Annotated in this window: 18 protein-coding genes; 15 read left to right on the top strand and 3 right to left on the bottom strand. The window is 62.9% G+C overall.

Annotated features, from left to right (window positions below):
• The first annotated feature begins 3 nt into the window (after positions 1-3).
• The 13 genes from murD (at position 4) to AC1DWZ_RS15985 (ending at position 16,773) form a co-directional block, all read left to right on the top strand.
• Entirely contained in the window at positions 4-1,401 is a 1,398-nt protein-coding gene (murD, locus tag AC1DWZ_RS16045) for a UDP-N-acetylmuramoyl-L-alanine--D-glutamate ligase (RefSeq protein ID WP_477169924.1), read from the top strand.
• The gene (locus AC1DWZ_RS16040; RefSeq protein WP_477169923.1) at positions 1,398-2,522 is read left to right on the top strand and encodes an FtsW/RodA/SpoVE family cell cycle protein; all 1,125 of its coding nucleotides are present in this window, start codon (positions 1,398-1,400) and stop codon (positions 2,520-2,522) included. The genes murD and AC1DWZ_RS16040 overlap by 4 nt, the downstream gene beginning before the upstream one ends.
• Complete coding sequence (gene murG / locus AC1DWZ_RS16035; protein WP_477169922.1) at positions 2,519-3,676, top strand: undecaprenyldiphospho-muramoylpentapeptide beta-N-acetylglucosaminyltransferase; 1,158 nt, start codon at positions 2,519-2,521, stop codon at positions 3,674-3,676. The genes AC1DWZ_RS16040 and murG overlap by 4 nt, the downstream gene beginning before the upstream one ends.
• Positions 3,676-5,106 (top strand): UDP-N-acetylmuramate--L-alanine ligase, encoded by a 1,431-nt coding sequence (murC, locus tag AC1DWZ_RS16030; RefSeq protein ID WP_477169921.1) that lies wholly within the window; start codon positions 3,676-3,678, stop codon positions 5,104-5,106. The genes murG and murC overlap by 1 nt, the downstream gene beginning before the upstream one ends.
• Positions 5,106-6,062, top strand: a complete 957-nt coding sequence (gene murB / locus AC1DWZ_RS16025) for a UDP-N-acetylmuramate dehydrogenase (RefSeq protein WP_477169920.1) — start codon at positions 5,106-5,108, stop codon at positions 6,060-6,062. Before murC ends, murB begins: the two co-directional genes overlap by 1 nt.
• 22 nt (positions 6,063-6,084) lie before the next feature.
• On the top strand, positions 6,085-7,008 hold the full coding sequence (locus AC1DWZ_RS16020) for a D-alanine--D-alanine ligase (protein ID WP_477169919.1): 924 nt from the start codon (positions 6,085-6,087) through the stop codon (positions 7,006-7,008).
• Positions 7,005-8,009, top strand: a complete 1,005-nt coding sequence (locus tag AC1DWZ_RS16015; RefSeq protein WP_477169918.1) for a cell division protein FtsQ/DivIB — start codon at positions 7,005-7,007, stop codon at positions 8,007-8,009. The genes AC1DWZ_RS16020 and AC1DWZ_RS16015 overlap by 4 nt, the downstream gene beginning before the upstream one ends.
• 22 nt (positions 8,010-8,031) lie before the next feature.
• On the top strand, positions 8,032-9,288 hold the full coding sequence (gene ftsA, locus AC1DWZ_RS16010; RefSeq protein WP_477169917.1) for a cell division protein FtsA: 1,257 nt from the start codon (positions 8,032-8,034) through the stop codon (positions 9,286-9,288).
• A gap of 54 nt (positions 9,289-9,342) precedes the next feature.
• Positions 9,343-11,130, top strand: a complete 1,788-nt coding sequence (gene ftsZ / locus AC1DWZ_RS16005; protein ID WP_477169916.1) for a cell division protein FtsZ — start codon at positions 9,343-9,345, stop codon at positions 11,128-11,130.
• 213 nt (positions 11,131-11,343) lie between these two features.
• Positions 11,344-12,471, top strand: a complete 1,128-nt coding sequence (locus AC1DWZ_RS16000; RefSeq protein ID WP_477169915.1) for an outer membrane protein assembly factor BamD — start codon at positions 11,344-11,346, stop codon at positions 12,469-12,471.
• A 17-nt stretch (positions 12,472-12,488) separates the two neighbouring features.
• Positions 12,489-14,168: a DNA repair protein RecN gene (gene recN / locus AC1DWZ_RS15995; protein ID WP_477169914.1), complete on the top strand. Its 1,680-nt coding sequence runs from the start codon at positions 12,489-12,491 to the stop codon at positions 14,166-14,168.
• A gap of 53 nt (positions 14,169-14,221) precedes the next feature.
• A complete protein-coding gene (gene ligA, locus AC1DWZ_RS15990; protein ID WP_477170084.1) occupies positions 14,222-16,270 on the top strand; it encodes an NAD-dependent DNA ligase LigA in 2,049 nt (682 codons plus the stop codon).
• Between the two features lie 8 nt (positions 16,271-16,278).
• Positions 16,279-16,773, top strand: coding sequence for a PAS domain-containing protein (locus AC1DWZ_RS15985; protein WP_477169913.1), 495 nt, complete (start codon positions 16,279-16,281; stop codon positions 16,771-16,773).
• Here AC1DWZ_RS15985 and AC1DWZ_RS15980 read toward each other — a convergent pair.
• Together AC1DWZ_RS15980 and AC1DWZ_RS15975 are read right to left on the bottom strand one after the other, a co-directional pair.
• Positions 16,766-17,143, bottom strand: coding sequence for a response regulator (locus tag AC1DWZ_RS15980; RefSeq protein ID WP_477169912.1), 378 nt, complete (start codon positions 17,141-17,143; stop codon positions 16,766-16,768). The genes AC1DWZ_RS15985 and AC1DWZ_RS15980 overlap by 8 nt on opposite strands.
• A gap of 68 nt (positions 17,144-17,211) precedes the next feature.
• Positions 17,212-19,161 carry a PAS domain-containing protein gene (locus AC1DWZ_RS15975; RefSeq protein WP_477169911.1) on the bottom strand — a complete coding sequence of 650 codons (1,950 nt, stop codon included), beginning with the start codon at positions 19,159-19,161 and terminating at the stop codon, positions 17,212-17,214.
• A 351-nt stretch (positions 19,162-19,512) separates the two neighbouring features.
• Between AC1DWZ_RS15975 and AC1DWZ_RS15970 the strand changes: the two genes are divergently transcribed.
• Positions 19,513-20,010, top strand: a complete 498-nt coding sequence (locus AC1DWZ_RS15970) for a cupin domain-containing protein (RefSeq protein ID WP_477169910.1) — start codon at positions 19,513-19,515, stop codon at positions 20,008-20,010.
• A 36-nt stretch (positions 20,011-20,046) separates the two neighbouring features.
• Here the strand turns inward: AC1DWZ_RS15970 and AC1DWZ_RS15965 are convergent, their stop codons facing one another.
• Complete coding sequence (locus tag AC1DWZ_RS15965; protein ID WP_477169909.1) at positions 20,047-20,238, bottom strand: Flp family type IVb pilin; 192 nt, start codon at positions 20,236-20,238, stop codon at positions 20,047-20,049.
• Positions 20,239-20,718: 480 nt separating this feature from the next.
• Here AC1DWZ_RS15965 and AC1DWZ_RS15960 point away from each other — a divergent pair, with 480 nt between their 5' ends.
• On the top strand, positions 20,719-25,824 hold the full coding sequence (locus tag AC1DWZ_RS15960; protein ID WP_477169908.1) for a beta strand repeat-containing protein: 5,106 nt from the start codon (positions 20,719-20,721) through the stop codon (positions 25,822-25,824).
• Positions 25,825-25,844 lie beyond the last annotated feature (20 nt).

Raw genomic sequence — 25,844 nt, 5'->3', positions numbered from 1 at the left:
GAGATGAGCGACCTCGCCTTGCGCATTCCTGGAATTGCCGGCCACACCTTCGCGGTGCTTGGTCTCGGCCGTTCTGGTGCTGCGACGGCGGAGACGCTGATCGCGTCGGGGGCCCATGTGCTGGCCTGGGACGATTCCGAAACCGCCCGCGCGGCAGCACCCGCCGACATCCTCTTTGACCTCCGGAATGCCGATTGGTCATCGATCGATGCGCTGTTGATGAGCCCGGGCATCCCCACCACCTTCCCGACGCCGCATCCGGTGGCGGCCGCTGCAAAGGCTGCCGGCAAACCGATCGTCTCCGACATCGAATTGCTGGCTCAGGCGCAGCCGCAGGCGCGCTTCGTTTGCATCACCGGCACCAACGGCAAGTCGACGACGACGACCCTCATCGCCCATGTGCTGAAATCGGCCGGCCGCCGTGTCGAAGTGGGCGGCAATCTCGGCCAGGCGGCCCTGTCGCTGGCACCTGTCGGCCATGACGGCATCTATGTGCTGGAACTGTCCTCCTATCAGCTCGACATCACCCCGTCGCCGATCGCCGACATCGCCATCCTGTTGAACATCACGCCCGATCATCTCGACCGCCATGGCGGCATGGACGGCTACATCGCTTCCAAGCAATCACTCCTGCGGCCCAAGGGTGCTTCCAGCATCGGCATCGTGGGCCAGGATGATGCGCCCAGCCGTGCAACTCTGACGGCACTTGCCGATAAGGGCCGGCGCCTCATTCCGATCTCGGCCGAGACAGCCGTCAAGAACGGTGCCCATGTGACCAAGGACGGTCAGCTCGTCGATGCGATCCGCGGCGAGCCCAGGAATGTACTCGACCTCAAGACCATCGCGGCCTTGCCGGGCAAGCATAATTGGCAGAATGCCGCTGCAGCTTACGTGGCCTGCAAGGCGCTGGGCCTCTCGGCGGAAGAGATCGTCGCTGGCTTCCAGAGCTATCCGGGCCTCGCCCATCGCCAGGAACTGGTCGCGACACTCCAGGGCATTCGCTACATCAACGACAGCAAGGCGACCAACGCCGACGCCGCCGAAAAGGCGCTCGCCTGCTATGACAATATCTATTGGATCCTCGGTGGCCGCGCCAAGGAAGGTGGCCTTGCCGGCCTCGAACCCTATTACGGCAAGATCCGCCATGGCTTCCTGATTGGCGAGGCGGCCTCTGCCTTTGGGAAGCAGATCAACCGCGCATTCCCGACGACCATGAGCGGGTCGTTGGAAAAGGCCGTGGCCGACGCCCATGCGATGGCACAGCGTGACAAGAAGCCTGGCGCCGTCGTCCTGCTGTCGCCAGCCTGCGCCTCCTTCGACCAATATCCGAACTTCGAGATTCGCGGTAACCGCTTCCGTGCCCTCATCGAGGATCTGGCTGCGAAAAAGGGGGCCGCATGAGAGGGTTTGCGCGCACCGATCGCAGCATGGTGGCTCAATGGTGGTGGACCGTCGACCGCTGGATGCTGGCGGCCGTCATCGCCTTGGCCTTCATGGGGGCGATCCTGGTGCTGGCCGCCAGTCCCGCCGTCGCCACACGCATCGGCATGGACAGCTTTGCCCTGGTGCGGCGTCATTATGCGATGTTGCCGCTGGCACTCGGCACAGTCGTCTTCATCTCCATGCTGTCTGCAAAGCAGGTACGCCGCCTCGGTGTTATCCTGTTCTTCGTCTTCTTTGCACTTACTGTCTTGACCTTGTTCGCGGGTGTCGAGATCAAGGGTGCCACGCGCTGGATCTCGGTCGGCCCCCTGTCGCTGCAGCCCTCGGAGTTCCTGAAGCCCTGCTTTGCAGTCTTTGCCGCCTGGATGTTCTCGCTGCAGAAGACCTCGCCCGGCATTCCCGGCAATATCATCGCCATGGGCGCCTATCTTGCCGTCGTCACCGTGCTGCTGAAACAGCCGGATCTCGGCATGACGGCGGTGGTGACCGCGACCTGGGCCGCGCAATTCTTCATCGCCGGCCTGCCGATCTTCTGGGTGCTGCTGCTGGTGGGGGCGGGTGCAGCCGGTCTGGTTGCCGCCTATTTCGTGCTGCCGCACGTCACCGATCGCATCGACCAATTCTTCAATCCGGCCTCCGGCGACAATTACCAGATCGACCGCGCCCTGGAGGCATTCCAGAATGGCGGGCTCTACGGCAAGGGTCCCGGCGAAGGATCGGTGAAGCTGGTGCTGCCCGATGCCCATGCCGATTTCGTCTTTGCTGTGGCCGGCGAAGAATTCGGGCTCATCGTCTGCCTGATCCTGGTGGCGCTCTTTGCCTTCATCGTGCTGCGGTCCTTGTCGCGGCTCCTGGGCGAGCATAATCATTTCATCATCCTGGCAGCGACCGGCCTCATCACCTCGTTCGGCCTGCAGGCGATCGTCAACATGGCGTCCACCCTCCATCTCATGCCGACCAAGGGCATGACCTTGCCGTTCATCTCCTACGGCGGCTCGTCGATCGTGGCCATCGGCCTTGGCGTCGGCATGCTGCTGGCGCTCACCCGCCGGCGCTTCCCGGGGAGCGTCGAGCCATGATCGCGCCCAACAAACTTGCAAACGACAACCGCATCCAGATCGTGCTGGCGGCCGGTGGCACTGGCGGTCACATGTTCCCGGCCGAAGCGCTGGCGGAAGCCTTGCTGCGCCGCGGCTGCCGCGTCGATCTCATCACCGACGAGCGCGGCCAGGGTTTCGGCAACCGCCTGCCGGAGGTCGCTGTCCACCATGTGTCGTCGGGCGGTGTCGCCGGCAAGGGCATCGTGCCCAAGCTCAAGAACATCGTGCGCTTGGGGCTGGGCTACTTCCAATGCCGCAGCCTCATCAAGCGCCTCGACCCGGTGGTGACGGTGGGCTTCGGCGGCTATCCGTCCGTGCCGCCCTTGCTGGCCGCCCAGCAGCGCGAAAGCCGGACCGTGCTCCATGAACAGAATGCCGTGGCTGGCCGCGCCAACCGGTTCCTGATGAAGCGCGCCAACAAGGTGGCCTTGAGCTTCCCGAAGGTGCGCTTCTTTGACGATTTGCCGGCGGAGAAGCGGATCGTCACCGGCAATCCGGTGCGCCCGGCCATTGCAGCCCTCGCCGACCAGCCCTACCGGGCACCGCGCGGCTTTGAGCCGGTCAATCTCCTCATCTTCGGTGGCAGCCTGGGTGCCCGCGCCTTCTCGCGCCATGTGCCGGCCGGCATCGCGCTTATCTCGAGCGAGTTGCGCAACCGCCTGCGCATCGTGCAGCAATGCCGCCCGGAAGATCTCGCCGGTGTGGCTGACGCCTACCGCGCCACAGGTCTCACCGTTGAGCTGAAGCCCTTCTTTGACGACATGCCGGCGCGCCTTGCAGCAGCCCATCTGGTGCTGTGCCGCGCTGGCGCCTCGACGGTGACGGAACTCACCGCCGCCGGCCGCCCGTCACTGATGGTGCCGCTCCCGGGCGCCATCGACGATCACCAACTGGCCAATGCCCGTGCCCTCGAAGGGCCGGGCGCAGGCTGGGTCCTCACCGAATCAGCCATGTCGCCGGCCTCGATCGCCGAGCGCCTGACCACAATCCTCAGTCATCCCGACCGCCTCGATCTGGCGGCGGTGGCGGCGCGCAAGCTCGGTAGGCGCGATGCCGCCGAGCGCCTCGCGGATGTGGTGATCGGCCTCGTGCCTCAGGCCCGGCAAAAAGACCTTCAAGCGGAGACTGCGTGATGCGCGCCCTACCACTCGACATTGGCGTCATCCATTTCGTCGGCATCGGCGGCATTGGCATGAGCGGCATTGCCGAAATTCTGCACAATCTCGGCTACAAGGTGCGCGGCTCGGACATTGCCGACAGCTACAACACCAAGCGCCTCAAGGACAAAGGCATCCCGGTCGAGATCGGCCACCGCGCCGAGAATCTCGCGGACGCCGCGGTCATCGTCATCTCCTCGGCGGTGAAGCCCGACAATCCGGAAGTGCTGGCGGCACGAGCCAAACTCCTCCCCGTGGTGCGCCGTGCTGAAATGCTGGGCGAGCTCATGCGCCTCAAATGGTCGGTCGCCATCGGCGGCACGCATGGCAAGACCACGACCACCTCGCTGGTGGCAGCGCTCCTTGAAGCCGGCGGATTCGATCCCACCGTCATCAATGGCGGCATCATCAACAATTACGGCACCAACGCGCGGCTGGGCGCCGGCGACTGGATGGTGGTCGAGGCGGATGAGAGCGACGGTACTTTCGTGAAATTGCCGGCCACCATCGCCATCGTCACCAACATGGACCCGGAACATCTCGACCATTATGGCTCGGTCGAGGCGATGAACCGTGCCTTCGAGGAATTCGTCAAGAACATCCCCTTCTATGGCTTCGCGGCACTCTGCATCGATCATCCGGTGGTGCAGGCGATGATCCCGCGTTTGGCCGACCGCCGCATCATCACCTACGGTTTCTCGCCGCAGGCTGATATCCGCGCCACGGATCTGGAAATGGCGCCCTCCGGCTCGACCTTCACCGTCGTGGTCAGCGACCGTTTCCGCGAGACCGAACGCGAGATCAAGGGCATGCGCCTGCCCATGGTCGGCCAGCACAATGTCCAGAACAGCCTGGCCGCCATCGCCGTCGCCAACGAAATGGGCGTCGATGACGACACGCTGCGCAAGGGCCTTGCCGGCTTCGGTGGCGTGAAGCGCCGCTTCACCCGTACCGGCGAAGTGGCCGGCGTCACGGTCATCGACGATTACGGTCATCACCCGGTGGAAATCAGCGCGGTCTTGAAGGCTGCCCGCCAAGCGACGGCGAGCGTCACGGCACCCGGCAAGGTCATCGCCGTCATGCAGCCGCACCGCTATTCGCGCCTGCAGAATCTGTTCGAGGATTTCTGCACCTGCTTCAACGATGCCGACCATGTCATCATCGCCGACGTCTATGCCGCCGGCGAGGCGCCGATCGAAGGCGTCAATGGCCCGGCCCTGGTCCAGGGCCTGCGTGAGCGCGGCCATCGCCATGTCGAACATCTCGCCGACCCCAAGGATCTTGCCGCCATGGTGGCGCCGCTGGTCCATGCCGGCGATCTCGTCGTGTGCCTGGGTGCCGGCACCATCACCACCTGGGCGCATGCGCTGCCCGCTGAACTCAAACCACTGCTCGAGGCGAAGTGATGAGGACGGCCATGACCAGACAGTCGACCCTGCTCGAAAGACTGCCCGCTGTGCGCGGCCGGCTGAGCGAAGGTGCGAGCCTGGCCAATGTCACCTGGTTCCGCGTCGGTGGTCCGGCGGAAGTTCTGTTCAAGCCGGCCGATGTCGCCGATCTGCAGACCTTTCTGGCCAACTGCCCGGAAGATGTCGCCATCACGGTGCTCGGCGTCGGGTCCAACCTGCTGGTGCGCGATGGCGGCATTCCAGGTGTCGTCATTCGTTTGGGCCGCGCCTTTGCTGAAATCCGCACCGAAGGCCAGCATGTCTATGCCGGCGCATCGGCGCTCGATCTCAATGTGGCCCTGGCCGCCCGCGGTGCCGGCATCGCCGGCCTCGAATTCCTGTCCGGCATCCCGGGCACCATCGGCGGCGCCTGCCGCATGAATGCCGGTGCCTATGGCAGCGATCTTTCGCAGGTGCTGGTGACGGCGACCGCCCTCGACCGGGCCGGCACGCTCCACCGCCTCGACAAGCAGGCGCTGGGCTTCACCTATCGCCATAGCGCCGTGCCCGATGATTGGATTTTCTGCGGGGTGGAACTCGCGGGCCATGCCGGCGATCCCGCGATCATTCAGCAGCGCCTCAACGAAATTCAGGCGGCGCGCGAAGAAAGCCAGCCGGTGCGGGCGCGCACGGGTGGCAGCACCTTTGTCAACCCCGTGGGCCAGAAGGCCTGGCAACTGGTCGACCAGGCCGGCTGCCGTGGCCTTGCCGTGGGTGGCGCCATGGTGTCCGAGAAACATTGCAACTTCCTGATCAACACCGGCGGCGCCACCGCGGCCGACATCGAGAATCTGGGTGAGACGGTTCGCCGCCGCGTGAAAGAGACGAGCGGCATCGAGCTCGCCTGGGAAATCAAACGCATCGGCGTGCCGGCGGACAGCCAGCTCGCCATTGCCCCGAAATCTGAAGCTTGAAGACGTTGGAGTGGTTTTGAGTATGAAGCGCGTAACGGTTCTGATGGGTGGTTTGTCGGCTGAGCGCGAGGTCTCCCTGGCCTCCGGCGCCAATTGCGCGGCTGCCCTCAAGGAAGCAGGCTACGCGGTCGAGACCCTCGATGCCGGCTCTGATCTCGGCTCGGTCATTGCCGGGCTCAAGGCGCAGCGCCCTGACGTGGTCTTCAATGCCCTTCATGGCCGCTTCGGCGAAGACGGCAACATCCAGGGCGTCCTCAATCTGCTGAAGATTCCCTACACCCATTCCGGCCTGATGGCCTCGTCGCTCGCCATGGACAAGCCGGTGGCGAAGCGTCTCTTTGAAGCAGCGGGCCTGCGCGTGCCGCAGGGTAAGCTGCTCGGTCGTGCCGAACTGGTGGCCGGCGATCCGATGCCGCGCCCCTATGTCGTGAAGCCGTTCAACGAGGGCTCCAGCGTCGGCGTCACCATCGTCAAGACGGGCGACAATGCAAAACCCTTTGCCGGCATCGATTGGCCGTTCGGCGACGTGGTGCTGGTGGAACGTTTCATCCCGGGCCGCGAACTGACCTGTGGCGTCATGGGCGACAAGGCCATGGCGGTCACGGAACTGCGCCCGCACTCGGGTTTCTACGATTACGCCAACAAATATACCGGCGGCATGACCGACCACCTGATTCCGGCGCCGCTGCCGGCCGACGTCTATGCCGAATGCCAGCGCATGGCGGTGGCGGCACATCAGGCCCTGGGCTGCCGTGGCGTGTCGCGCTCGGACTTCCGCTACGACGATACCGGCAGCGGTGGTGTTGGCGAGATCTATCTGCTGGAAACCAACACCCAGCCGGGCATGACCGAGCTCAGCCTGGTGCCCGAAATGGGCCGGCACGCCGGCATTTCCTATCCGCAACTGGTTTCCTGGATGGTGGAGCACGCTGCATGCGACGCGTGAGCGCTCATAAAGGTGCTGCGGCCGCCGCCATGCCGATGGCGGGCGGCATGCTGAGGAAGCGCCCGATCAGCTCGACGCAGCGCGTGCCCGTGCGCAAGCGTCCGAAATCGGCGCTGGAAAAGCATCTGATGACGATTGGGCTGGTGCTGGGCATCGGCATCGGCGTCGGCGGCCTTGGCTATTGGGCCGTGACCAGCGGCTGGACCAGCTATCTCACGGCGGTGGCCGGCCAGCGTTTCGTTGCTGCCTCGGCCGATGCCGGCTATGCGCTCACGACCCTTGAGGTCGAGGGCCGCAAGGAAACGCCCAAGGAAGATGTCATGCTGGCCCTGGGCGTCCTCAAGGGTGATCCCATCCTCGACATCGATCTCGAAGCCGCGCGCCAGCGCATCGTCGATCTCCCCTGGGTGACATCGGCGGTGGTGGAGCGGCGGCTGCCGGGTACCTTGCGCGTGACATTGACCGAAGCCGAACCGCTGGCTCTCTGGCAGAAGCAGGGCACCTTCTATCTGGTCAGCCGCACCGGTGACGTGCTGGCGGTCAAGGACGTGGCGCGCTTTGGCAAGCTGCCGGTTATCGTTGGCGAAGCGGCCCCGCAAAAGGCCGGCGATCTCTTTGCCATGCTGGCCCTGGAGCCGGCGCTGCAGCAGCGCGTCACCGCGGCGGTCCTGGTCGGCAACCGGCGCTGGAACCTGCGCCTCGATAATGGTGTCGACATCAAATTGCCGGAAGTGGCGGCGGAGGCGGCTTGGGCGCGTTTTGCCGACCTCGAGCGCCAGCATCATTTGCTCGACAAGGATATCAGCGTCGTCGACCTCAGGCAGGACGACAAGCTGGTCGTGCGCCAGGCGCATCCGGCGGTCGCCGACGATGCCGAAGGCGGCAAGAAGAAATCGGACAAGAAGGTACCCACTGACAAGGTGGTGCCTGACGACAAAGCCATCCTCACCCCGGCGGCGACGCCGTTGTCGGCACCTGCCGGCAAGAACAACGAAACCTGACGGGCTGAGGCGGACAGAGAACATGAAGAAGCCACGCATCGCGCCCAAGAACGGACTGATCGCTGCCGTCGATGTCGGCAGCAGCAAGATCTGCTGCTTCATCGCGCGCGTCGCCGAAGACGGCCGTCCCAATGTCGTGGGCATCGGCCATCAGGTTTCGCGTGGTGTGCGGGCGGGCTCGATCGTCGACATGGAGCAGGCCGAAATGGCCGTGCTCTCGACCGTGCATGCGGCCGAACAGATGGCTGGCGAAACCATCCAGGAAGTCGTGCTCAACCTGTCGGGCGGCTATCCGGCCTCGCAGACGGTCGGCGTCGAGGTACCACTCTCTGGCCGCGAAGTCGCCGAACATGATCTCGAACGTGTGCTGATGCATGGCAGCCAGATCAACGGCAATGCCGAACGCAGGCTCATTCATTCGATTCCGGTCGGCTATTCGATCGACGGCTCCAAGGGCATCCGCGATCCCAGGGGCATGTTCGGCGAGCGACTCGGCGTCGACATGCATGTCATCACCGCGGCGGCGGGTGCTGTCCGCAACCTCACCAATTGCGTTGCAAAATGTCACCTCGACATCAAGGCGCTCGTGGTATCGCCTTTCGCGTCCGGTCTTTCGACCTTGGTGGATGACGAAATGGATCTTGGTGTCACGGTCATCGATATGGGCGCCGGCACGACGTCGCTGGCAGTCTTCTTCGATGGCCATGTCGTCTATACCGACTCGGTGCCGATCGGCGGTGGCCATGTCACCAACGACATCGCGCGCGGCCTCTCGACCCCGCTTTCCCATGCCGAACGCATGAAGACGCTCTATGGCAATTGCCTGGCCACACCGGCGGATGAGCGCGAGATCATCCAGGTGCCGCAGGTGGGCGAGGAAGAGAACGGCCTGATGAACGCCATTCCGCGCTCGATCCTCATCGGCATCATCCAGCCGCGCCTCGAGGAAACCTTTGAACTGGTGCGCTCGCGCCTGGAAAGCTCCGGCTTCGACAAGGTGGCCGGCCGCCGCGTCGTGCTCACCGGCGGCGCCAGCCAGCTTTCCGGTGTGCGCGAGCTTTCCGCCCTCGTTCTCGACAAACAGGTGCGCATGGGCAGGCCCCTGCGCATTCACGGCCTTGCCGATGCGACCAACGGCCCGGCCTTTGCAACCGCGTCCGGCCTGCTTTCCTACGCCCTCGAAACCGATGCCGATGTCATGCGCCCCGGCAAGCCCCGCGAACAGGCGTCTACCGGCTTCATCGGCCGGTTCGGCACCTGGCTCAAAGATAATTTCTAAGACGATCACTGACCTTGCTACTCGAATAAGCAAACTCAAAAGGAGGCACCTAAAATGACACTCAATCTTTCATTGCCCCAAGACCCGTTCGACATCCGCCCAAAGATCACCGTGATCGGTGTCGGCGGTGCCGGCGGCAACGCCGTTTCCAACATGATCCGCTCGAAGCTGGAAGGCGTCGAGTTCATGGTTGCCAATACCGATGCCCAGGCCCTGCAGCAAAGCTTGTGCGAACGCCGCATCCAGCTTGGCAACACCGTGACCAAGGGTCTCGGTGCCGGCGCCCGTCCCGACATCGGCCGCGCTTCGGCCGAGGAAGCCGTGCGTGAGATCGCCGAGCAATTGGCGGGCTCCAACATGGCCTTCATCACCGCCGGCATGGGTGGTGGTACCGGTACAGGTGCCGCCCCCGTCGTGGCGCAGATCGCCCGCGAGCAGGGCATCCTCACCGTCGGCGTGGTGACGAAGCCGTTCCATTTCGAAGGTGCCCACCGCATGCGTCTCGCGGAATCGGGCATCCAGGAACTGCAGCAATATGTCGACACGCTGATCATCATCCCGAACCAGAACCTGTTCCGCATCGCCAATGAAAAGACCACCTTCGCCGACGCCTTCAAGATGGCCGACGAAGTGCTCTATTCGGGTGTCCGCGGCGTCACCGACCTCATGGTCATGCCGGGCCTCATCAACCTCGACTTCGCGGATATCCGCGCCGTCATGAGCGAGATGGGCAAGGCGATGATGGGGACCGGCGAAGCCACCGGCGAAAACCGCGCCATCGCGGCAGCGGAAGCTGCGATCTCCAACCCGCTCCTCGATGAAGTCAGCATGAAGGGCGCCCGCGGCGTTCTCATCAACATCACCGGCGGCATGGACATGACCTTGTTCGAAGTCGACGAGGCGGCCAATCGCATCCGCGACGAGGTCGATCCCGATGCCAACATCATCTTCGGCTCGACTTTCGACCAGGCCCTGGACGGCAAGATCCGCATCTCGGTGGTGGCGACCGGTATCGAATCCATCAGCCAGGTACAGCCGCGTCCCGGCATCATGGGCGGTACCAACCTCTCCATCGTCGCCCGCAACCCGAACCCGCAATCCGGTGGCTATCAGGCTGATGGCGGCCGGGTCGATGCGGTCGGCGGCAGCTCACTGAGCGCGCCGTCGGCAGGCGTCCAGGCTGTGACGGCATCGGCGCAGCGTGCGATGGCCAGCATGAGCCAACCGCAGATGGGCCATACCGGCATGATCACGCCCACCATGGGCTCGAGCGCGCTGCAGGCTCATCCGGCCCGTCCGATCCTGCGCGACGAAATGTCGGCGCTGGACCGGATCGCCGCCAAGCCCGTGGAACGTCAGGTTCCTGAGCGCCAGATGGGCAACTTCGTCGCCCCGCCGGCGATGGAAGCCCGCCAGCAACCGACCATGTCGCAGCCTGTCGTGCAGCAGCAGCCGGCCCCGCAGCCGATGCCCAGCCTCACTCCCAGTCTCACGCTGGGTGTCGCAACGGTGACCGAGCAGCCGCGATATGCCCCGGAGCCGGTGGCGGCCCAGGCCCTGCAGGTAGCACCGACCATGCAGGCCGAGACCCGTAAAAAGGCCCCGACCCTGTTTGAAAAGATGACCAGCCGCTTTGCCGGTCAGACCAAGGCCGCGATGCCGGGCCGCGATGCCATGCCGGCAGGAGTCCAGCGGCCCGAACCGCGTGTCAGCCGTCAGGAACAGCCGCAGCAGCCGATCCAGCCCTCGCTCAATCTCGATCCCACGGATCGGCTGAGCCAGAACCGCCAGGAAGAGGAAATGCTGGATATCCCGGCTTTTCTGCGCCGCCAGGCGAATTGAGGCTGGTCTGTTTTAGGTAGCGGTCCGTTTCGGCGGTCCGTTTCTAGGTGCCTTTAGACTTTCAAGGGCCTGGGTGGCGAAAGCTGCTCAGGCCCCTTTTTTTGCCTGCCAAACAATAACTTGGGCAAACCGCCGCCCACACGGCCCTTGGGCTTGAGCGGGACGCCCCGCCCGCCTATAGTCAGCCGCTTCGGCCCCGGGGAAATTGGATAAATGGCGATTCGAAACGGTTACAAATCAAACGGTTGGCGGAACAGCGTCGCCCGGGTTCTTGCGGCCGTTTTCGCCGGATACCTGATGGCCGCTTGTTCCAGCCCGGACCCTGAGATCCCGGAGACCCCGGTCGAAATCCTCTACAACAACGCCAAGGACGCGTTGCAGCAGGGGGAAACGAAAAAGGCCGCGAAGCTGTTCGATGAAGTCGAACGGCAGCATCCCTATTCGAAATGGGCGACCCAGGCACAGTTGATGTCGGCCTATTCCTATTATCTGGTCGACGCCTATGACGATGCCATCCCGGCGCTCGAACGCTTCATCGAACTCCATCCGGGCAACCGCAGCGCCGCCTACGCCTTCTATCTGCGCGCACTCTGCTATTACGAACAGATCGAAGATGTGACGCGCGATCAGGGCAATACGGAACTTGCCCAGCGCGCCTTGTCCGACGTCATCGCGCGCTTCCCGAACACGCCCTATTCGCGCGACGCCACGGTGAAGCTCGACCTGGTGCGCGACCATCTCGCCGGCAAGGAAATGGATGTCGGCCGCTATTATCTGAAGCGCGGCCAGTATCTTGCGGCCATCAACCGCTTCAAGGTCGTGGTCGATAAATTCCAGACCACCAGCCATGTGCCCGAAGCGCTGGAACGTCTGACCGAATCCTATGTGGCACTGGGCGTGTTCGCCGAGGCGCAGAAGACCACCGCCGTGCTGGGCTATAACTATCCAGGCACACCCTGGTACCAGGACGCCTACAATCTGCTGGTCAGCAAGGGCATGACGCCGGAAGGCAATGAGGCCGAACCGCCTATCGCCCTCGTCGACCCGGCTGCCGTCAAGGCAACTGGCCCGGAACCGGCCCTGACCGAACCGCCGGCATCGGCCCCGAGCGCCCCGGATGAAGCGCCGGCACCTGATGCGGTGCCGGTTGATCCGGTCACCGGCCTGCCATTGCCCTCGGCCAGCAGTGCGCCAGCGGCAACCGCAACGCCGGCGGCTCCGTCGGATGGGCCGGCGCTCACCACCAATACGCCCGACGACATGATGAATCCCGACCCGGGGAGCCAGCCGAGCGGCGATCAGTTCCAGATCCCGCTGGGCAATATCCCCGCGCCGCAATAACGCGTGACAGGCAGGCCATGCTGGTCGGCCTCACCATTCACAATGTCGTCCTCATCGAAAAGCTGGAGCTCGGTTTTGCGCCCGGCCTGACGGTGCTGACCGGCGAGACGGGTGCCGGCAAGTCCATATTGCTGGATGCACTTGGCCTGGCACTGGGGGCCCGCGCCGAAAGCGGGCTGGTACGCCAGGGTGCCAATCAGGCGATGGTCGCTGCTGAATTCCATGTGCCGCGCGATCATGATTCCCTCACCCTCCTCGACGAGCAGGGGATCGAGCGCGACGAGAACTTGATCCTGCGCCGGCAGCTGGGGAGCGACGGCCGCAGCCGCGCCTTCGTCAACGACCAGCCGGTGAGTGTTGCCTTCCTGAAGACCTTGGGCGAGCGCCTCATCGAGATCGAGGGGCAGTTCGAATCCCATGGGCTGCTGGACCCGGCGACGCACCGCGACCTCCTTGACGGTTTTGGCGCGCACCGGGCCGAACTTGTAAAGACAAGTGAGGCATTTCGGAGCTGGAAAGCCGCCGAAAACGCCCTTCTGGAGGCGCAAACAATTCTCAATCGCGCCCGCGCCGACGAGGATTTCCTGCGCCATGCGGTGGCCGAGCTGGAGCTCGCCGACCCGCAAGCGGAGGAGGAAACCAAGCTCGCCATGGAACGCCAGCTGCTGATGGCTGGCGCCCAGGTGATCGAGGCGGTGAATGCCGCACATCAGGATCTTGCCGGCGACCGGGGTGCCGACCGGGCACTCATCGCCGCCGAACGCCGCCTGCAACGCCTTGGCGACAAACTGGGCGATGCGCTGGCGCCCGAGCTTGCCGCGGTTGCAGGATCGCTGGAGCGGGCTGGCGTCGAATTGCGCGATGCCATTGCCGGAATCCAGGCTTTGCAATCCTCGCTGGATGCGGATCCGGCACGCCTCGACAAGGTTGAGGAGCGGTTGCATCTCCTCCGTGATCTCGGGCGCAAGCACCGCGTGCGTGCCGACACGCTGCCGGAGCTTCTGGCGGATCTCGCACAACGCCTGCAATTGATCGATGGCAAGAGCGGCGACATTGCCGGCCTCACCGCGCAGGCGGCAGTGACGCGCAAGGCCTATCTCGCCGCAGCGGCAACGCTGACCCAGGCGCGGCAGAAGGCCGCGAAGACCCTGGATGCGGCAGTCGCCAAGGAACTGGCGCCGCTGAAACTGGAGAAGGCACGCTTTGCCACGCGCATCGAGGCCTTGTCCGACGCGCAGCTCGGCGAAGCGGGTGCCGATCGCATCGCCTTTGAAGTCGCGACCAACCCCGGTGCCGAACCCGGCCCCATTCAGCGCATCGCGTCCGGTGGCGAGCTTGCGCGCTTCATGCTGGCGCTCAAGGTCTCGTTGTCGCGCGCCCAGCCGGTGCCGACCCTGGTGTTCGACGAAGTGGATGCCGGCATCGGTGGTGCTACGGCAGCAGCGGTGGGCGAGCGGTTGAAGCGCCTCGCCGATCAGCTGCAGGTGCTGGTCATCACCCATTCGCCACAGGTGGCGGCATTGGGGGCGCAGCATTGGCGGGTCGAGAAGAAGGTCGCCAAGGGCGTCACCAGCACCAATGTGGCGACGCTTTCGACCGAGGCACGGCGCGAGGAAATCGCCCGCATGTTGTCGGGTGCCACGATCAGTGACGAGGCGCGGGCGGCGGCGGACAAGCTGCTGAAGGGTGCTGCGTGAGCAAGGCGCGCAAGACAGCGCCGGAACAGAAGCCGGTCGAAGATCTCAACAAGATGGAAGCGCAGTTCGAGCTGGCGCATCTCGCCAAGGAAATCGCGCATCATCGTGCGCGCTATTACCAGAAAGACGATCCCGAGATCACGGACGCGGAATTCGATGCGCTGATGCTGCGCAACGAAGCGATCGAGAAGAAATTTCCAAAGCTGAAGCTGCCGGACTCACCCACCGACAAGGTAGGTGCGGAACCTGCCCAGGGCTTTGCCAAGGTACCGCATCTGGTGCCGATGCTCTCTCTCGACAACGCTTTTGCGGCCGAGGATGTGACCGATTTCGTCGACCGCATCCGCCGCTTCCTGGGGCTGCCGGCCGAGACCGCGGTGCCGCTGGCCGCCGAGCCCAAGATCGACGGGCTCTCAGCCAACCTGCTCTATGAAGACGGTGTCTTCGTGCGCGGCGCCACCCGTGGCGATGGGGCCGTGGGCGAGGATATCACCGCCAATCTGAAGCATGTGGCGGGTATCCCCGCGCGCATGAAGGATGGCAATCATCCGGGCCGCATCGAGATCCGCGGCGAAGTCTATATGTCCAAGGCAGGCTTCCTGAAACTCAATGCGGAACGGGAAGCCGCCGGCGAACCGGTCTTTGCCAACCCGCGCAATGCCGCTGCAGGATCGCTGCGCCAGCTCGATTCCAGCATCACCAAATCGCGCCCGCTCCAGTTCTTCGCCTATGCCTTTGGTGCCGTCGAAGATTTGAAGAAGCGGCCGGACAGCCAGCATGGCCTCAATGACCAGCTCATCGCCTGGGGCTTTGCGGTCAATCCGCGCCGCCGGGTGACACATGATCTCGGCGAAACACTGGCCTTCTATGAATCCGTGCAGAATGACCGCGCGACGCTCGATTACGATATCGACGGTGTCGTCTACAAGGTCGACCGGGTCGATTGGCAGGAGCGCCTGGGCTTCATCGGCCGCGCGCCGCGCTGGGCCATTGCGCACAAGTTCCCGGCCGAACAGGCCAACACGATCCTCAAAGCCATCACCATCCAGGTCGGCCGCACCGGCGTGCTGACGCCCGTTGCCGAGCTGGAGCCGGTCAATGTCGGCGGTGTCATGGTGTCGCGGGCGACCCTGCACAATGAAGACGAGATCGCGCGCAAGGATATCCGTGTCGGCGACCGCGTCGTGGTGCAGCGTGCCGGTGATGTCATTCCGCAGATCGTCTCGGTCCTCGATGCTGACCGCAAGGGCCGCTCTGGCCCCTATCGTTTCCCCGATACGTGCCCGGTCTGCGGCAGCCATGCGGTGCGCGAAGAGGGCGAGGTCGCCAAGCGGTGCACCGGTGGCCTCATCTGCCCGGCGCAGGCGGTGGAGCGGCTGCGGCATTTCGTGTCGCGCATGGCCTTCGATATCGATGGGCTGGGCGGCAAGCATATCGAGGCCTTCTTCGCCGATGGTCTCATCAAATCGCCAGCCGACCTGTTTCGCCTGGTTGACAAGCGCGATGATCTGTTGACGCGCGAAGGGTGGGGCGAATTGTCGGTCGACAATCTGCTGCGCGCCATCGAGGCACGGCGGCAGATCTCGCTGGAAAGATTCATCTACGCGCTCGGCATTCCACAGATCGGCGAGGAAACGGCAAAGCTGCTGGCCCGCCATTACCTCACCCTCGATGCGTGGCGAGAGGCGATGGTGGCGGCCAAGGATCCGGAGAGCGCCGCCTATCAGGATTTCGCGACGATCGCGCGCGTTGGTCCGTCGATCCGCGCCGACCTTATCGACTTCTTCGATGAACCGCATAACCGTGCCGTGGTCGATGATCTGGCTGGTTTCGTCACGGTGCAGGCTTTTGTGCCGCCCAAGATCGGTGCATCGAAAGTGGCTGGCAAGACGGTGGTTTTCACCGGGTCGCTAGAGCGCATGACCAGGAACGAAGCCAAGGCGCGGGCGGAAAGCCTGGGTGCCAAGGTTGCGGGCTCCGTCTCGAAGAACACCGATTACCTTATTGCCGGATCCGATGCCGGTTCCAAGGCCACCAAAGCACGCGAGCTTGGCATTGTGGTATTGTCGGAACAGGAGTGGTTAGATCTGATCGGGGGGTAAACCGCGGCATGGTCGACCGGGAGGAAATAACATCATCCTATGTCCTGGCCGGCTATGATTATTGGCTGGGCAAACAGCGCGCGCTCGCTGATCCCGTCATGCTGCCAGCGCGCCAGGATCTCGACCCGCTCACCGAAGTCCCGCGGCTGGTGCCGCGCATGATGCTGATGGATGTGCAGCAGGATCCGCTCGATTTTCGCTATCGGCTGGTGGGAACGGCGCTGCGCCGCCACATGGCGCAGGATTGGACCGGCAAGTGGCTGAGTGAGATTCCATTCCAGCGGCCAGGTTCGATGGTCTGGCAGAACAACCATCTTGTCATCCTTCAGCGCACGCCGCTGCTTGCGCGCCCGCCTTATGTCGGGCCGCACAAGGACTTTCTGTTCATCGAAAGCATCATCCTGCCGCTGGCCGCGAATGGCACAACGGTCGACAAGCTGATGTTCTTTGTCGATTTCATCGGCAACAACGGACCGATGCGCGAGAAGCTCGATACTATTTAGGTGATTTCGGCAGGAGGTGATTGACCTCTGCCATGAAGCGGTTGCGGCGGAACGGCTTTTCCAGGCTGCTGTTGGCGCCGCTTTCATCCGCGATCATGAGAAAGGCCGAGGCGGCAAACTGCCCACCGCCCGAAATCGCGATGATCTTGACCTCGGGATCGATCTTGCGAATCTGGCGGATGGTCGCGACACCGTCCTGGTGTGGCATCAGGATGTCGGTAACGACAAGTTCCGGCCGCACATTCTGGAATTCCTCCATGCCGGCTACGCCGTTCTCGGCCTCAAACACGTCGTGGCCGTCGGCTTCGAGAAAGGCCCGCACTGTGCGCCGGAAGTCCTGCTCATCGTCGATGATCAGAATACGAGCCATGGCACCCGCCTGTTCCTCCCCCACACGATGCGTACGATGCCATTATGCCACAAAAGGTTAGAATGGCGTTAACTTAACTCGTTGACGAAGAGGGAAATCCCGGCTTTGGCCAATTTGGCGATCTTGGTCGGGGTGGTCGGGTTGCGGACGATGAGGCGCCGCTGCCTTGCGTCGAGCGCCTTTACCAGCCGGCAGAAATTGGCGGAAGGCTGGCCGTCGGGTGTCCAGGGAATGAGGCCGAATTGCACCGTCAGAATACGGGTGGAGGGCGGTAGCACGCTGATGAAGGCCGGATCGATGGTCGGCAATTCGAATGCGATCGATTTGAACAGGGTCGACATGCGCATCACCAGATCGGTCAGCCGCGATTGGGCAACGTCGCGCGCGATGTCGCGAATTTCCACCACAATCTGCCGTTTGGCGGCATCACCCAGAGCGCGGGCCACGCCAAGCCAGGCTTCCGAATGGCGAGGCTGCGACAAGGTGCCAAGGCGCACCGGCGTCACGATCAGCTCGCCGACGCTTTGCGTGAGACCACCCAGGACGCGCTCGCCCGCACCGGCGAGCAGGAAAGTCTCGGTCTCCAATTCATAGGCACTGATTCCGAGTGCCTGCAAGGCGTCCGACGCCGACTTCAGCTTTTGCGGCAGGCGAACAAAGGTGATGGGGGCTGTCTTGCCATTTTCGGCTGTCGCGTGTGCCGTCATGATCTTCAAGTTGCGAAGGCCCGCGCGCATGGTCTCCTTCGACTCCGCCTCGACACGTTCGCGTTGCTCTTTCAAGCGCCGCTCGATGGAGGCGATAATCTCTTCTTCCGATCCGGCTTCTGCTTCGTCGACCTCAACCGTGCTGGCGAAAGATGCAATTCGTGCTTCCGCAAGATCCGGAACCTCGCCGGTCAACCGTTCGCGAATTTCATCGGCAATGGCGCGCGCCTTGAATTGCGCTTCCGTTTCGGACAGTTGCGAGAACAGAACGAGGTAGCCATCATCGGTCGATTTCCGGAAAATGTCGCCGGGCCGCAGATGTCGCTGAATGGTCTTTTCCGCGATCGCAAAGGCGCGTTCGGCAATCGCCGGCCATTTATCGCCAAGGGACTTGCGGACATCTTCCAGGCCGACGAGTTGCAATTTGCCGGCAACCAGGGATGGGGCACCTTTGTCACCCTTCAGCGCATCGCGTACCGCGAGCTCAAAGCTCCATTCCTTGTCGGCTGCGTCCTTCTCCGTCTTTATCCGCAATGTCAGCACATGATAGGTCTGATCGTCCGGCTGACGCAGGCTGGTCAGCTCTATTTCGCCGGTAACCTGCGGCTGCTTCCCTTTGCACAAGAGAAAGCACTTCAGCTGCCTGGTCTGATCGAGCGCCGTGCCGGAGGTCATCATGTCGATCAATTGGGGCCGGTCCGCTTCCGCAAGGAGCTGCGTGATGGGCTTCCCCATTAGATCGAAGATGCTCCACCCCAAGCGCCGCGTGACGGCAGTATTGGCCATCAGCAATTTGCCGGCATTGTCGGCGACCACAAGGGGTTCGTTGATCACGCCAAAGACGGATGCCAACAGGCGCTGTGTCGTTTCGCGGCTGCGTTCGGCGATCTTGCGTGCCGTGATGTCGCGGCCGAGACGCGCAAAATGGATGAGCTGGCCCGATTTATCGAAGACGGGCGATGTGCTCAACTCCAGCCATTGAACGCTGCCTGAGCGATGCCGGGCTTCCTGCTCGACAATGATGGATTCGCGGCTTTCCTGCGCGGTACGAAGCACATCTATGACACCGGGGACGATCTCTGGCGCAAACAACATACCCAATCGTTTGCCGATGAGCTCATCCGGTCGGTAACCAGAGGTTCGCTCCACGGCATCGTTGGCAAACTGAATCGTCGGGCCCATCTTTTCGTCGATATCGGGGCCTGTGATAATGACTGTTTCAGTCGTCCGCGCGACAATGACCTCACCCAGCAAGCTGATGAAGTAGGCGGTGTCGAATGATGGTCTCATCTTTTGGTCTGGCGCGGCCATGAAAGGCAAATCCTTGCTTCAGCGATGTGCCGCAGCATTAGCTGGGCGTCTACAGCATGAAACTGGCAAACAACTTAGCGATGAAGTCACAGCCTGTTCGCAACATTGGCGCTAGTCAATATCTGCAAAAATTCCGACAATGCGCGGCAACTCGCCATCCATACCTGAACGAACGCCCGATATCCCCACCAGTTCCGGCTGTGTTCATGATCCTGCCGCCGGAGAATCATCCTTTTCACCCCAGCAGATGGGATAAAATGGGGCCATTCGGCCGGATGGTGCCGGCGCAAGGGCCGGCAGGGCCCGCCGACGTCGGATGGTAAAGAAGATATGAAGAAGCAGGTGCCTGTGATGACCCAGCGACAGAATTCCGCCAATGCGGCTGGCCTCTTCGAGCCCTTCCGGGTCGACGAGGTGCCGATTGAGACATTTGCCCATGGGCGCTTCGGCAGCCAGTTCCGGCAGCTCGGCACCTTTGGCGGCGGGTCCCATGTCGGTGTGTTGATGGAGGAGCTGGCGCCCGGCCAGCAATCCAACATGCGGCACTATCACATGCTGGAGGAAGAGCATGTGATGGTGCTGGAAGGCACCATGACCCTGCTGCTGGGCGACGAGAGTTTCGAGATGTCGGCCGGCTCCTATGTCTGCTTTCCGGCCGGGCAGAAAGCGGGGCATGCCCTGATAAACCGCGGCCAGGCAGTCTGCCGCTATGTGCTCGTCGGCGAGCGCAATCCCCATGACGTGATCGTCTATCCCGACACCGGCCGGGTTGGCGTGCGCCTCACCGGCGAAGGATACCGGACGTCAGCGACGATGGAATATTGGGAAGGGATAGACGCAGGCGATTGAGATGGCCGGTTAAAGTCCGGCCATCGCGAGGCCAACCTAATTGCCCGTGGAACTGACTGCCGCATTGGTGGCCGTATTGAGCGAAATGCCGATGATCTGGAACATGTGATCGAGGCCTTTCCCGGCGACTTCCGCCCCAGCAATGACCCCCAGGGCGATGATGCAGGCGATGATGCCGTATTCAATGACCGTCGCACCCGACTCCGAACGTGCGATTTGGCCCAACAAATTGCTGGCCCCCTGGAAGGTGTTGAACCTTTGGCCACTGCTCCCATTGCCTCGCATCAATTCCGGCCTGCTATCTGAATATCCCGAGCAATTCGTCTGCCATGCCCTGAGCGCCCACGCGACGGGCAGCCTTCGAGACGGCTAGCAAGCCCATTGTAAACCAGAAATTGCGTTGTTTCTCGCAAATATCATCCAGCTGTCGGCCCTGAAGACACGATGGGGTGTCAGCTTGTGTTGCTTTCTTGCAGCAACGCTCGGTGCTGGCGTTTTCTGCCGCAAAAGATGCGGTTAGACCCTTGCCAGACAACGTGTATTTGTGGACTTATTAACAAGTTAATAGAATTTAACTAAATGCCGTTCGGGGGGAATCCAAACCAGCCAGATCCATGCCGGCACTGAACTCTTCGGGCAGAAGAGATCGGCGCGGAGGGATTGGTTTGGTCTGGATCTAGGAACGAAATCAACACATTGGGGGAAGCTATGGATATCCAGGACGATTTCGACCGCACCGTCAGCGGTTTCGCCGCCGGCAACGTCATCACCGGCGCCAACACGACGAGCGGAAGCCTGGGTAAGGATAGCGGCGGGACAGCGCCCCTGACGATCGACCCCAGCATGGTGGGTGCAGTGAATGCGCTGACCGGAAGCCGGGGCGGCATTCTCATTTTCAAGGCGGATGGCAGTTATACCTACGAAGCCAACGACGACTTCCAGAACATCGACACCAACGATGTCGACACGTTCACCTATACCGTCAAGGACAAGCTGGGGAACACCAGCACGGCAACGCTCACCATCGTCCTCGATCCGGTGGTGGGACCGGTCTACAACGCCGCCACCAAATTCTATACCGGCACGATGTATGACGAGACGCTCTATGCGACCGCCGCGAAGAATTCGATCGATGGCGGCGGCGGCGATGACCGGCTGGTCGGCAGCGATTTCGCCGACAATCTGCGCGGCGGCGACGGCAACGACCGGATCGAATTTGCTCTCAGCGCCGGCAAGGGCGCCGACATCCTCGATGGCGGCAACGGCGACGATTACATGCATGGCGGCGACGATGACGACCGGATGCTGGGCGGGGCCGGCAACGATGCCCTCTTTGGTGACAATGGTAACGATGTGCTCATCGGTGGTGCGGGTGCCGACAGCCTGAATGGCGTCTTTGGTACCGACACGGTCAGCTATGAGACATCGATCGCCGCTGTCACGGCCGACCTCTCCACCAACAAAGGCAAGGGCGGCGACGCGGAAGGCGACACTTACAACAGCGTCGACAATTTGATCGGCGGCAAGGGTGGCGATACGCTGATTGGCGACGGCAACACAAACTGGCTCGATGGTGGTGCTGGCGCCGACACCTTAAAAGGCAATGGCGGCGACGACGTGCTCATTGGCGGGGCCGGTGCCGACAAGTTGGAGGGCGGCGACGACAGCGATACCGTGAGCTACATCACCTCGCTGGCCGGCGTCACGGCCAATTTCACCAATTCCAAACTCAATGCCGGCGATGCGCTCGGCGACACGTACGTCACGGTCGAACATCTGACCGGCAGCAATTTCAACGACAAGCTGACCGGGGATGCCAGCGCCAACCGGATCGACGGCGGCACCGGCAATGACGTTCTCGATGGCGCCGCCGAGGCAGATCTGCTCATTGGCGGCGACGGCGATGACAGCCTGATCGGCGGTCTTGGCGGGGATGCTCTCAACGGTGGCGATGGCGAAGACACCGCCAGCTATAAATTCGCAACAGCAGGCATCCTCCTCGACACGCTCGGGGGCGAATTTGGTGCCGGCGAAGAGGATGGCGATGTTCTGGCCAATATCGAGAATCTCGAGGGCAGTGCTTTCAATGACGTGCTTAGTCTCGACGACAAGAACAACAAGCTCTGGGGTCTTGCCGGCGAGGACACGCTCTATGGCGGCGAGGGCGACGATACGCTGGATGGCGGCGACGGCAATGATACGCTCAATGGCGGCCTGGACAATGACCGGCTCCTCGGTGCCGCCGGCGCCGATATCCTGTCCGGCAATGAAGGCGATGACACGCTGATCGGCGGCCAGGGCGTCGATCTGATGGACGGCGGCGACGGTGTCGATACCGTCAGCTATGAAACGGCCGCAGCGGGGATCGTCCTCAATCTCGCGGATGCCAGCAAGAATACCGGCGACGTCAAAGGCGATAGCTATCTCGATATCGAGGCCATTTCGGGCAGCAAGTTCAACGACACGATGATTGGCGGCAGCGATGACGATACGCTGCTGGGTGCGGGCGGCAACGATCTCATGACCGGCGGTATTGGCGAGGACGAGCTTTCCGGCGGGGACGGCAACGATACGCTGAACGGCGGCGATCAAGGCGACACGCTCTTTGGCAATGCCGGCAACGACATCCTCAACGGCGACAGCGGCGACGATGAATTGGAGGGCGGGGCTGGTAACGATTCCCTCAAAGGCGGCGACGGCGAAGACGAGATCGACGGTGGCGACGGCAACGACACGATCCTGGGCGAGGGCGGCAAGGATTCGCTCAATGGCGACGACGGCAACGATGCGATCGACGGCGGCGCCGACGATGACGAGCTCCTCGGTGGCGACGGCAACGACAAGCTCATCGGCGGCCTCGGTGTCGATACGCTTTACGGTGAAGACAATGACGACATCCTGGATGGCGGCGAAGGGATCGACACGCTCGATGGCGGCAATGGTAACGACACGCTCACCGGCGGCAATGGCGATGACATCATTGCGGGGTCGTACGGCAACGACAAGATCGACGGTGGCGCCGGCGCGGACGACCTCGACGGCGGCTACGATGACGACATCATCGTGGGCGGGATCGGCGATGACAAAATCATCGGCGGCTATGGCCAGGACAATCTGTCGGGCGGGATCGGCAACGACAAGCTCTATGGCGAATTCGAAACGTCCCAGGGCGAAGCCGGCAGCAACACGCTGGATGGCGGCGATGGCGATGATTTGCTCGTGGGTGGCGAGGCCAGCGACACGCTGATCGGCGGCAAGGGCGATGACGAGCTCCAGGGCAAGGAAGGCACCGATAGCCTCGATGGCGGCGACGGCATCGACACGCTGATCGGCGGCACCGGCAATGACAAGCTGCTGGGTGGCCTGGGCAATGACACGCTCGAGGGCGATGACGGTGATGACTATCTCGACGGCGGCGCCGGCGACGACGAGTTGACCGGTGGCGACGGCAACGACAAATTGCTGGGTGGCCTCGGCAATGACAGCCTCGAAGGCGATGACGACGACGATTATCTCGAAGGCGGCGCCGGCAACGATTCCCTTTATGGCGACCTCGGTGACGACGTCCTGGTGGGTGGCGCCGGCAGCGACAGCCTTGAGGGCAGTGGCGGCGACGACACGGCAAGCTATGCCACATCGACAGCAGCCGTGATTGCCAATCTGCTGACGGGCGTTGGCTCTGCCGGCGATGCCGCCGGCGACACCTATGCCAACATCATCAATCTCATCGGTGGCACTGGTGCCGATTCGCTGACCGGCGATGGTGACGAGAACCTCCTCAATGGCGCCGCCGGGGCGGATACGCTCAACGGCGGCGACGGCGATGACACGCTGATCGGCGGGGCGGGTGCCGACAAGCTCATCGGTGGCGATGACGACGATGTCGTGACCTATGTCACGTCACTGGCCGGCGTCACGGTCAATCTCGGCAATTCGAAGCTCAACGCCGGCGATGCGGCCGGCGATACCTATACCAGCATCGAAGTTTTCGAGGGCAGCGATTTCAACGACAAGCTGACCGGCGATGGGTTGGACAATGTGCTGAACGGTGGCAAGGGCAATGACATCATCGACGGTGCCGGCGGCCATGACATTCTCTCCGGTGAGGCGGGGGACGACAAGCTTCTCGGCGGTACCGGCAATGATCTCCTTGCGGGCGATGCCGGCAACGATACGCTCGATGGCGGCGACAATGATGACGAGCTGTTCGGTGGTGCCGCCGCGGATACGCTCATCGGCGGCAATGGAAACGATACGCTGGCCGGCGGTACCGAGAACGACATCCTGATCGGTGGCCTCGGCTTCGACGATCTCGACGGTGGCGATGGCGAAGATGTCGCCAGCTATAAATTTGCAACAACAAGTGTCATCGTTGACATTCTTGGCGCGACGAGCGGCTCGGATGAAGCTGCGGGCGATACGCTTTCCAACATCGAGAATCTCGAAGGCAGCGCTTTTGCCGACACGCTGAGCCTCAGCGACTCGGACAATAAGATATGGGGACTTGCCGGTGACGATTTGCTGATCGGCGGTGGCGGGGACGATACGCTGAATGGTGGCCTCGGCGCCGACACATTGGAAGGCGGTGCCGACATCGACAAGGCCAGCTACGAAACGGCGACGGTCGGTGTGATCGTCAATCTCACCGATACCAGCAAGAACACCGGCGAGGCCAAGGGCGATACCTATGTCTCGATCGAGGGCATCGTCGGCAGCAATTTCAACGACACGCTGACTTCCGGTGACGGCAATGACTGGCTCTATGGGCTGCTCGGCAACGATATTCTGTCGGGCGGCAAGGGACCGGATCATATCGACGGTGGCGCCGGCAACGATACCATCTATGGCGGTGAGTATGACGACGGCTATGGCAACGGCGCGCTGCTGGGCGGCGATGGCAACGACACCATCTATGGCGGCACCGGCAATGACCTGATGGAAGGTGGCGCCGGCGACGACAAGATCTACGGCCAAGAGGGCGACGATGCCTATAGCGGTGCCGGATTGTTCGGCGGCGACGGCAATGACCTGCTCGACGGTGGCAGCGGCAACGACCATCTCGATGGCGGCGCCGGCAACGACACCTTGATCGGCGGCGACGGCAACGACAGCAACGTCACGGCGGGCGGCTTGTTCGGCGGTGACGGCAACGACTCCCTGGATGGCGGTGCTGGCGACGATTATCTGGAAGGCAATGACGGTATCGACAAGCTGTTGGGCGGTATCGGCAGCGACATCCTGGATGGCGGCACCGGCAACGACACGTTGGATGGGGGTGCCGACGGAGACACGCTTTATGGTCAAAGCGGCCTCGACAAGCTGCTGGGGGGCCTTGGCGACGACGTGCTGGACGGTGGCGCCGACAATGACAGTCTGGATGGCGGCGCCAACAACGACACGCTGATCGGCGGCCTTGGCAACGATACGCTGCTAGGCGGCGATGGCGATGACATCCTTGGTGGCGTCGATGCCAATGACGGCATCGGCGGCCTCAACGGCAACGACATCCTGACGGGTGGTGCCGGGGCAGATACCTTCGCCTTCGACATCAACAATGCAGGGAGCGCCACGGCCACCGACTTCAACGCCAACATCGATTTCATCAAATTCTCTGGCATCACGGATGGGACCGGTGACGATTGGCAGGATCTCAGCGAGGCCGGCGTATCGGTCTCGACAATTGGCACCAATCTGACGCTCAGCTGGAACAACGGTGCCGCCAGCGCCACCTTCGCCGGCTGGGCCGGCGGCCAAGTCAGCGACATGCAATCGCTGGGCTTGATCCTGGGGAGCCATCTCACTGCGGATGTTTGAGGCAAACGTCACTCCGGCCA

This window comes from Dongia sp. P2_B8 (assembly GCF_056404715.1).
The sequence above is the reverse complement of the archived record's forward strand: the minus strand, read 5'-3'. Positions and strand labels throughout refer to the sequence as shown.

What these genes read in the sequence shown, in the direction of transcription:
- ligA (WP_477170084.1), top strand. Translation starts at nt 14,222, where the DNA reads ATGGAAGCGCAGTTCGAGCTGGCGCATCTCGCCAAGGAAATCGCGCAT.
- AC1DWZ_RS15960 (WP_477169908.1), top strand. Translation starts at nt 20,719, where the DNA reads ATGGATATCCAGGACGATTTCGACCGCACCGTCAGCGGTTTCGCCGCC.
- AC1DWZ_RS15985 (WP_477169913.1), top strand. Translation starts at nt 16,279, where the DNA reads ATGGTCGACCGGGAGGAAATAACATCATCCTATGTCCTGGCCGGCTAT.
- AC1DWZ_RS16000 (WP_477169915.1), top strand. Translation starts at nt 11,344, where the DNA reads ATGGCGATTCGAAACGGTTACAAATCAAACGGTTGGCGGAACAGCGTC.
- AC1DWZ_RS15970 (WP_477169910.1), top strand. Translation starts at nt 19,513, where the DNA reads ATGACCCAGCGACAGAATTCCGCCAATGCGGCTGGCCTCTTCGAGCCC.
- AC1DWZ_RS15975 (WP_477169911.1), bottom strand. Translation starts at nt 19,161, where the DNA reads ATGGCCGCGCCAGACCAAAAGATGAGACCATCATTCGACACCGCCTAC.
- murD (WP_477169924.1), top strand. Translation starts at nt 4, where the DNA reads ATGAGCGACCTCGCCTTGCGCATTCCTGGAATTGCCGGCCACACCTTC.
- murG (WP_477169922.1), top strand. Translation starts at nt 2,519, where the DNA reads ATGATCGCGCCCAACAAACTTGCAAACGACAACCGCATCCAGATCGTG.
- ftsA (WP_477169917.1), top strand. Translation starts at nt 8,032, where the DNA reads ATGAAGAAGCCACGCATCGCGCCCAAGAACGGACTGATCGCTGCCGTC.
- recN (WP_477169914.1), top strand. Translation starts at nt 12,489, where the DNA reads ATGCTGGTCGGCCTCACCATTCACAATGTCGTCCTCATCGAAAAGCTG.
- murC (WP_477169921.1), top strand. Translation starts at nt 3,676, where the DNA reads ATGCGCGCCCTACCACTCGACATTGGCGTCATCCATTTCGTCGGCATC.
- murB (WP_477169920.1), top strand. Translation starts at nt 5,106, where the DNA reads ATGAGGACGGCCATGACCAGACAGTCGACCCTGCTCGAAAGACTGCCC.
- AC1DWZ_RS16020 (WP_477169919.1), top strand. Translation starts at nt 6,085, where the DNA reads ATGAAGCGCGTAACGGTTCTGATGGGTGGTTTGTCGGCTGAGCGCGAG.
- AC1DWZ_RS16040 (WP_477169923.1), top strand. Translation starts at nt 1,398, where the DNA reads ATGAGAGGGTTTGCGCGCACCGATCGCAGCATGGTGGCTCAATGGTGG.
- AC1DWZ_RS15980 (WP_477169912.1), bottom strand. Translation starts at nt 17,143, where the DNA reads ATGGCTCGTATTCTGATCATCGACGATGAGCAGGACTTCCGGCGCACA.
- ftsZ (WP_477169916.1), top strand. Translation starts at nt 9,343, where the DNA reads ATGACACTCAATCTTTCATTGCCCCAAGACCCGTTCGACATCCGCCCA.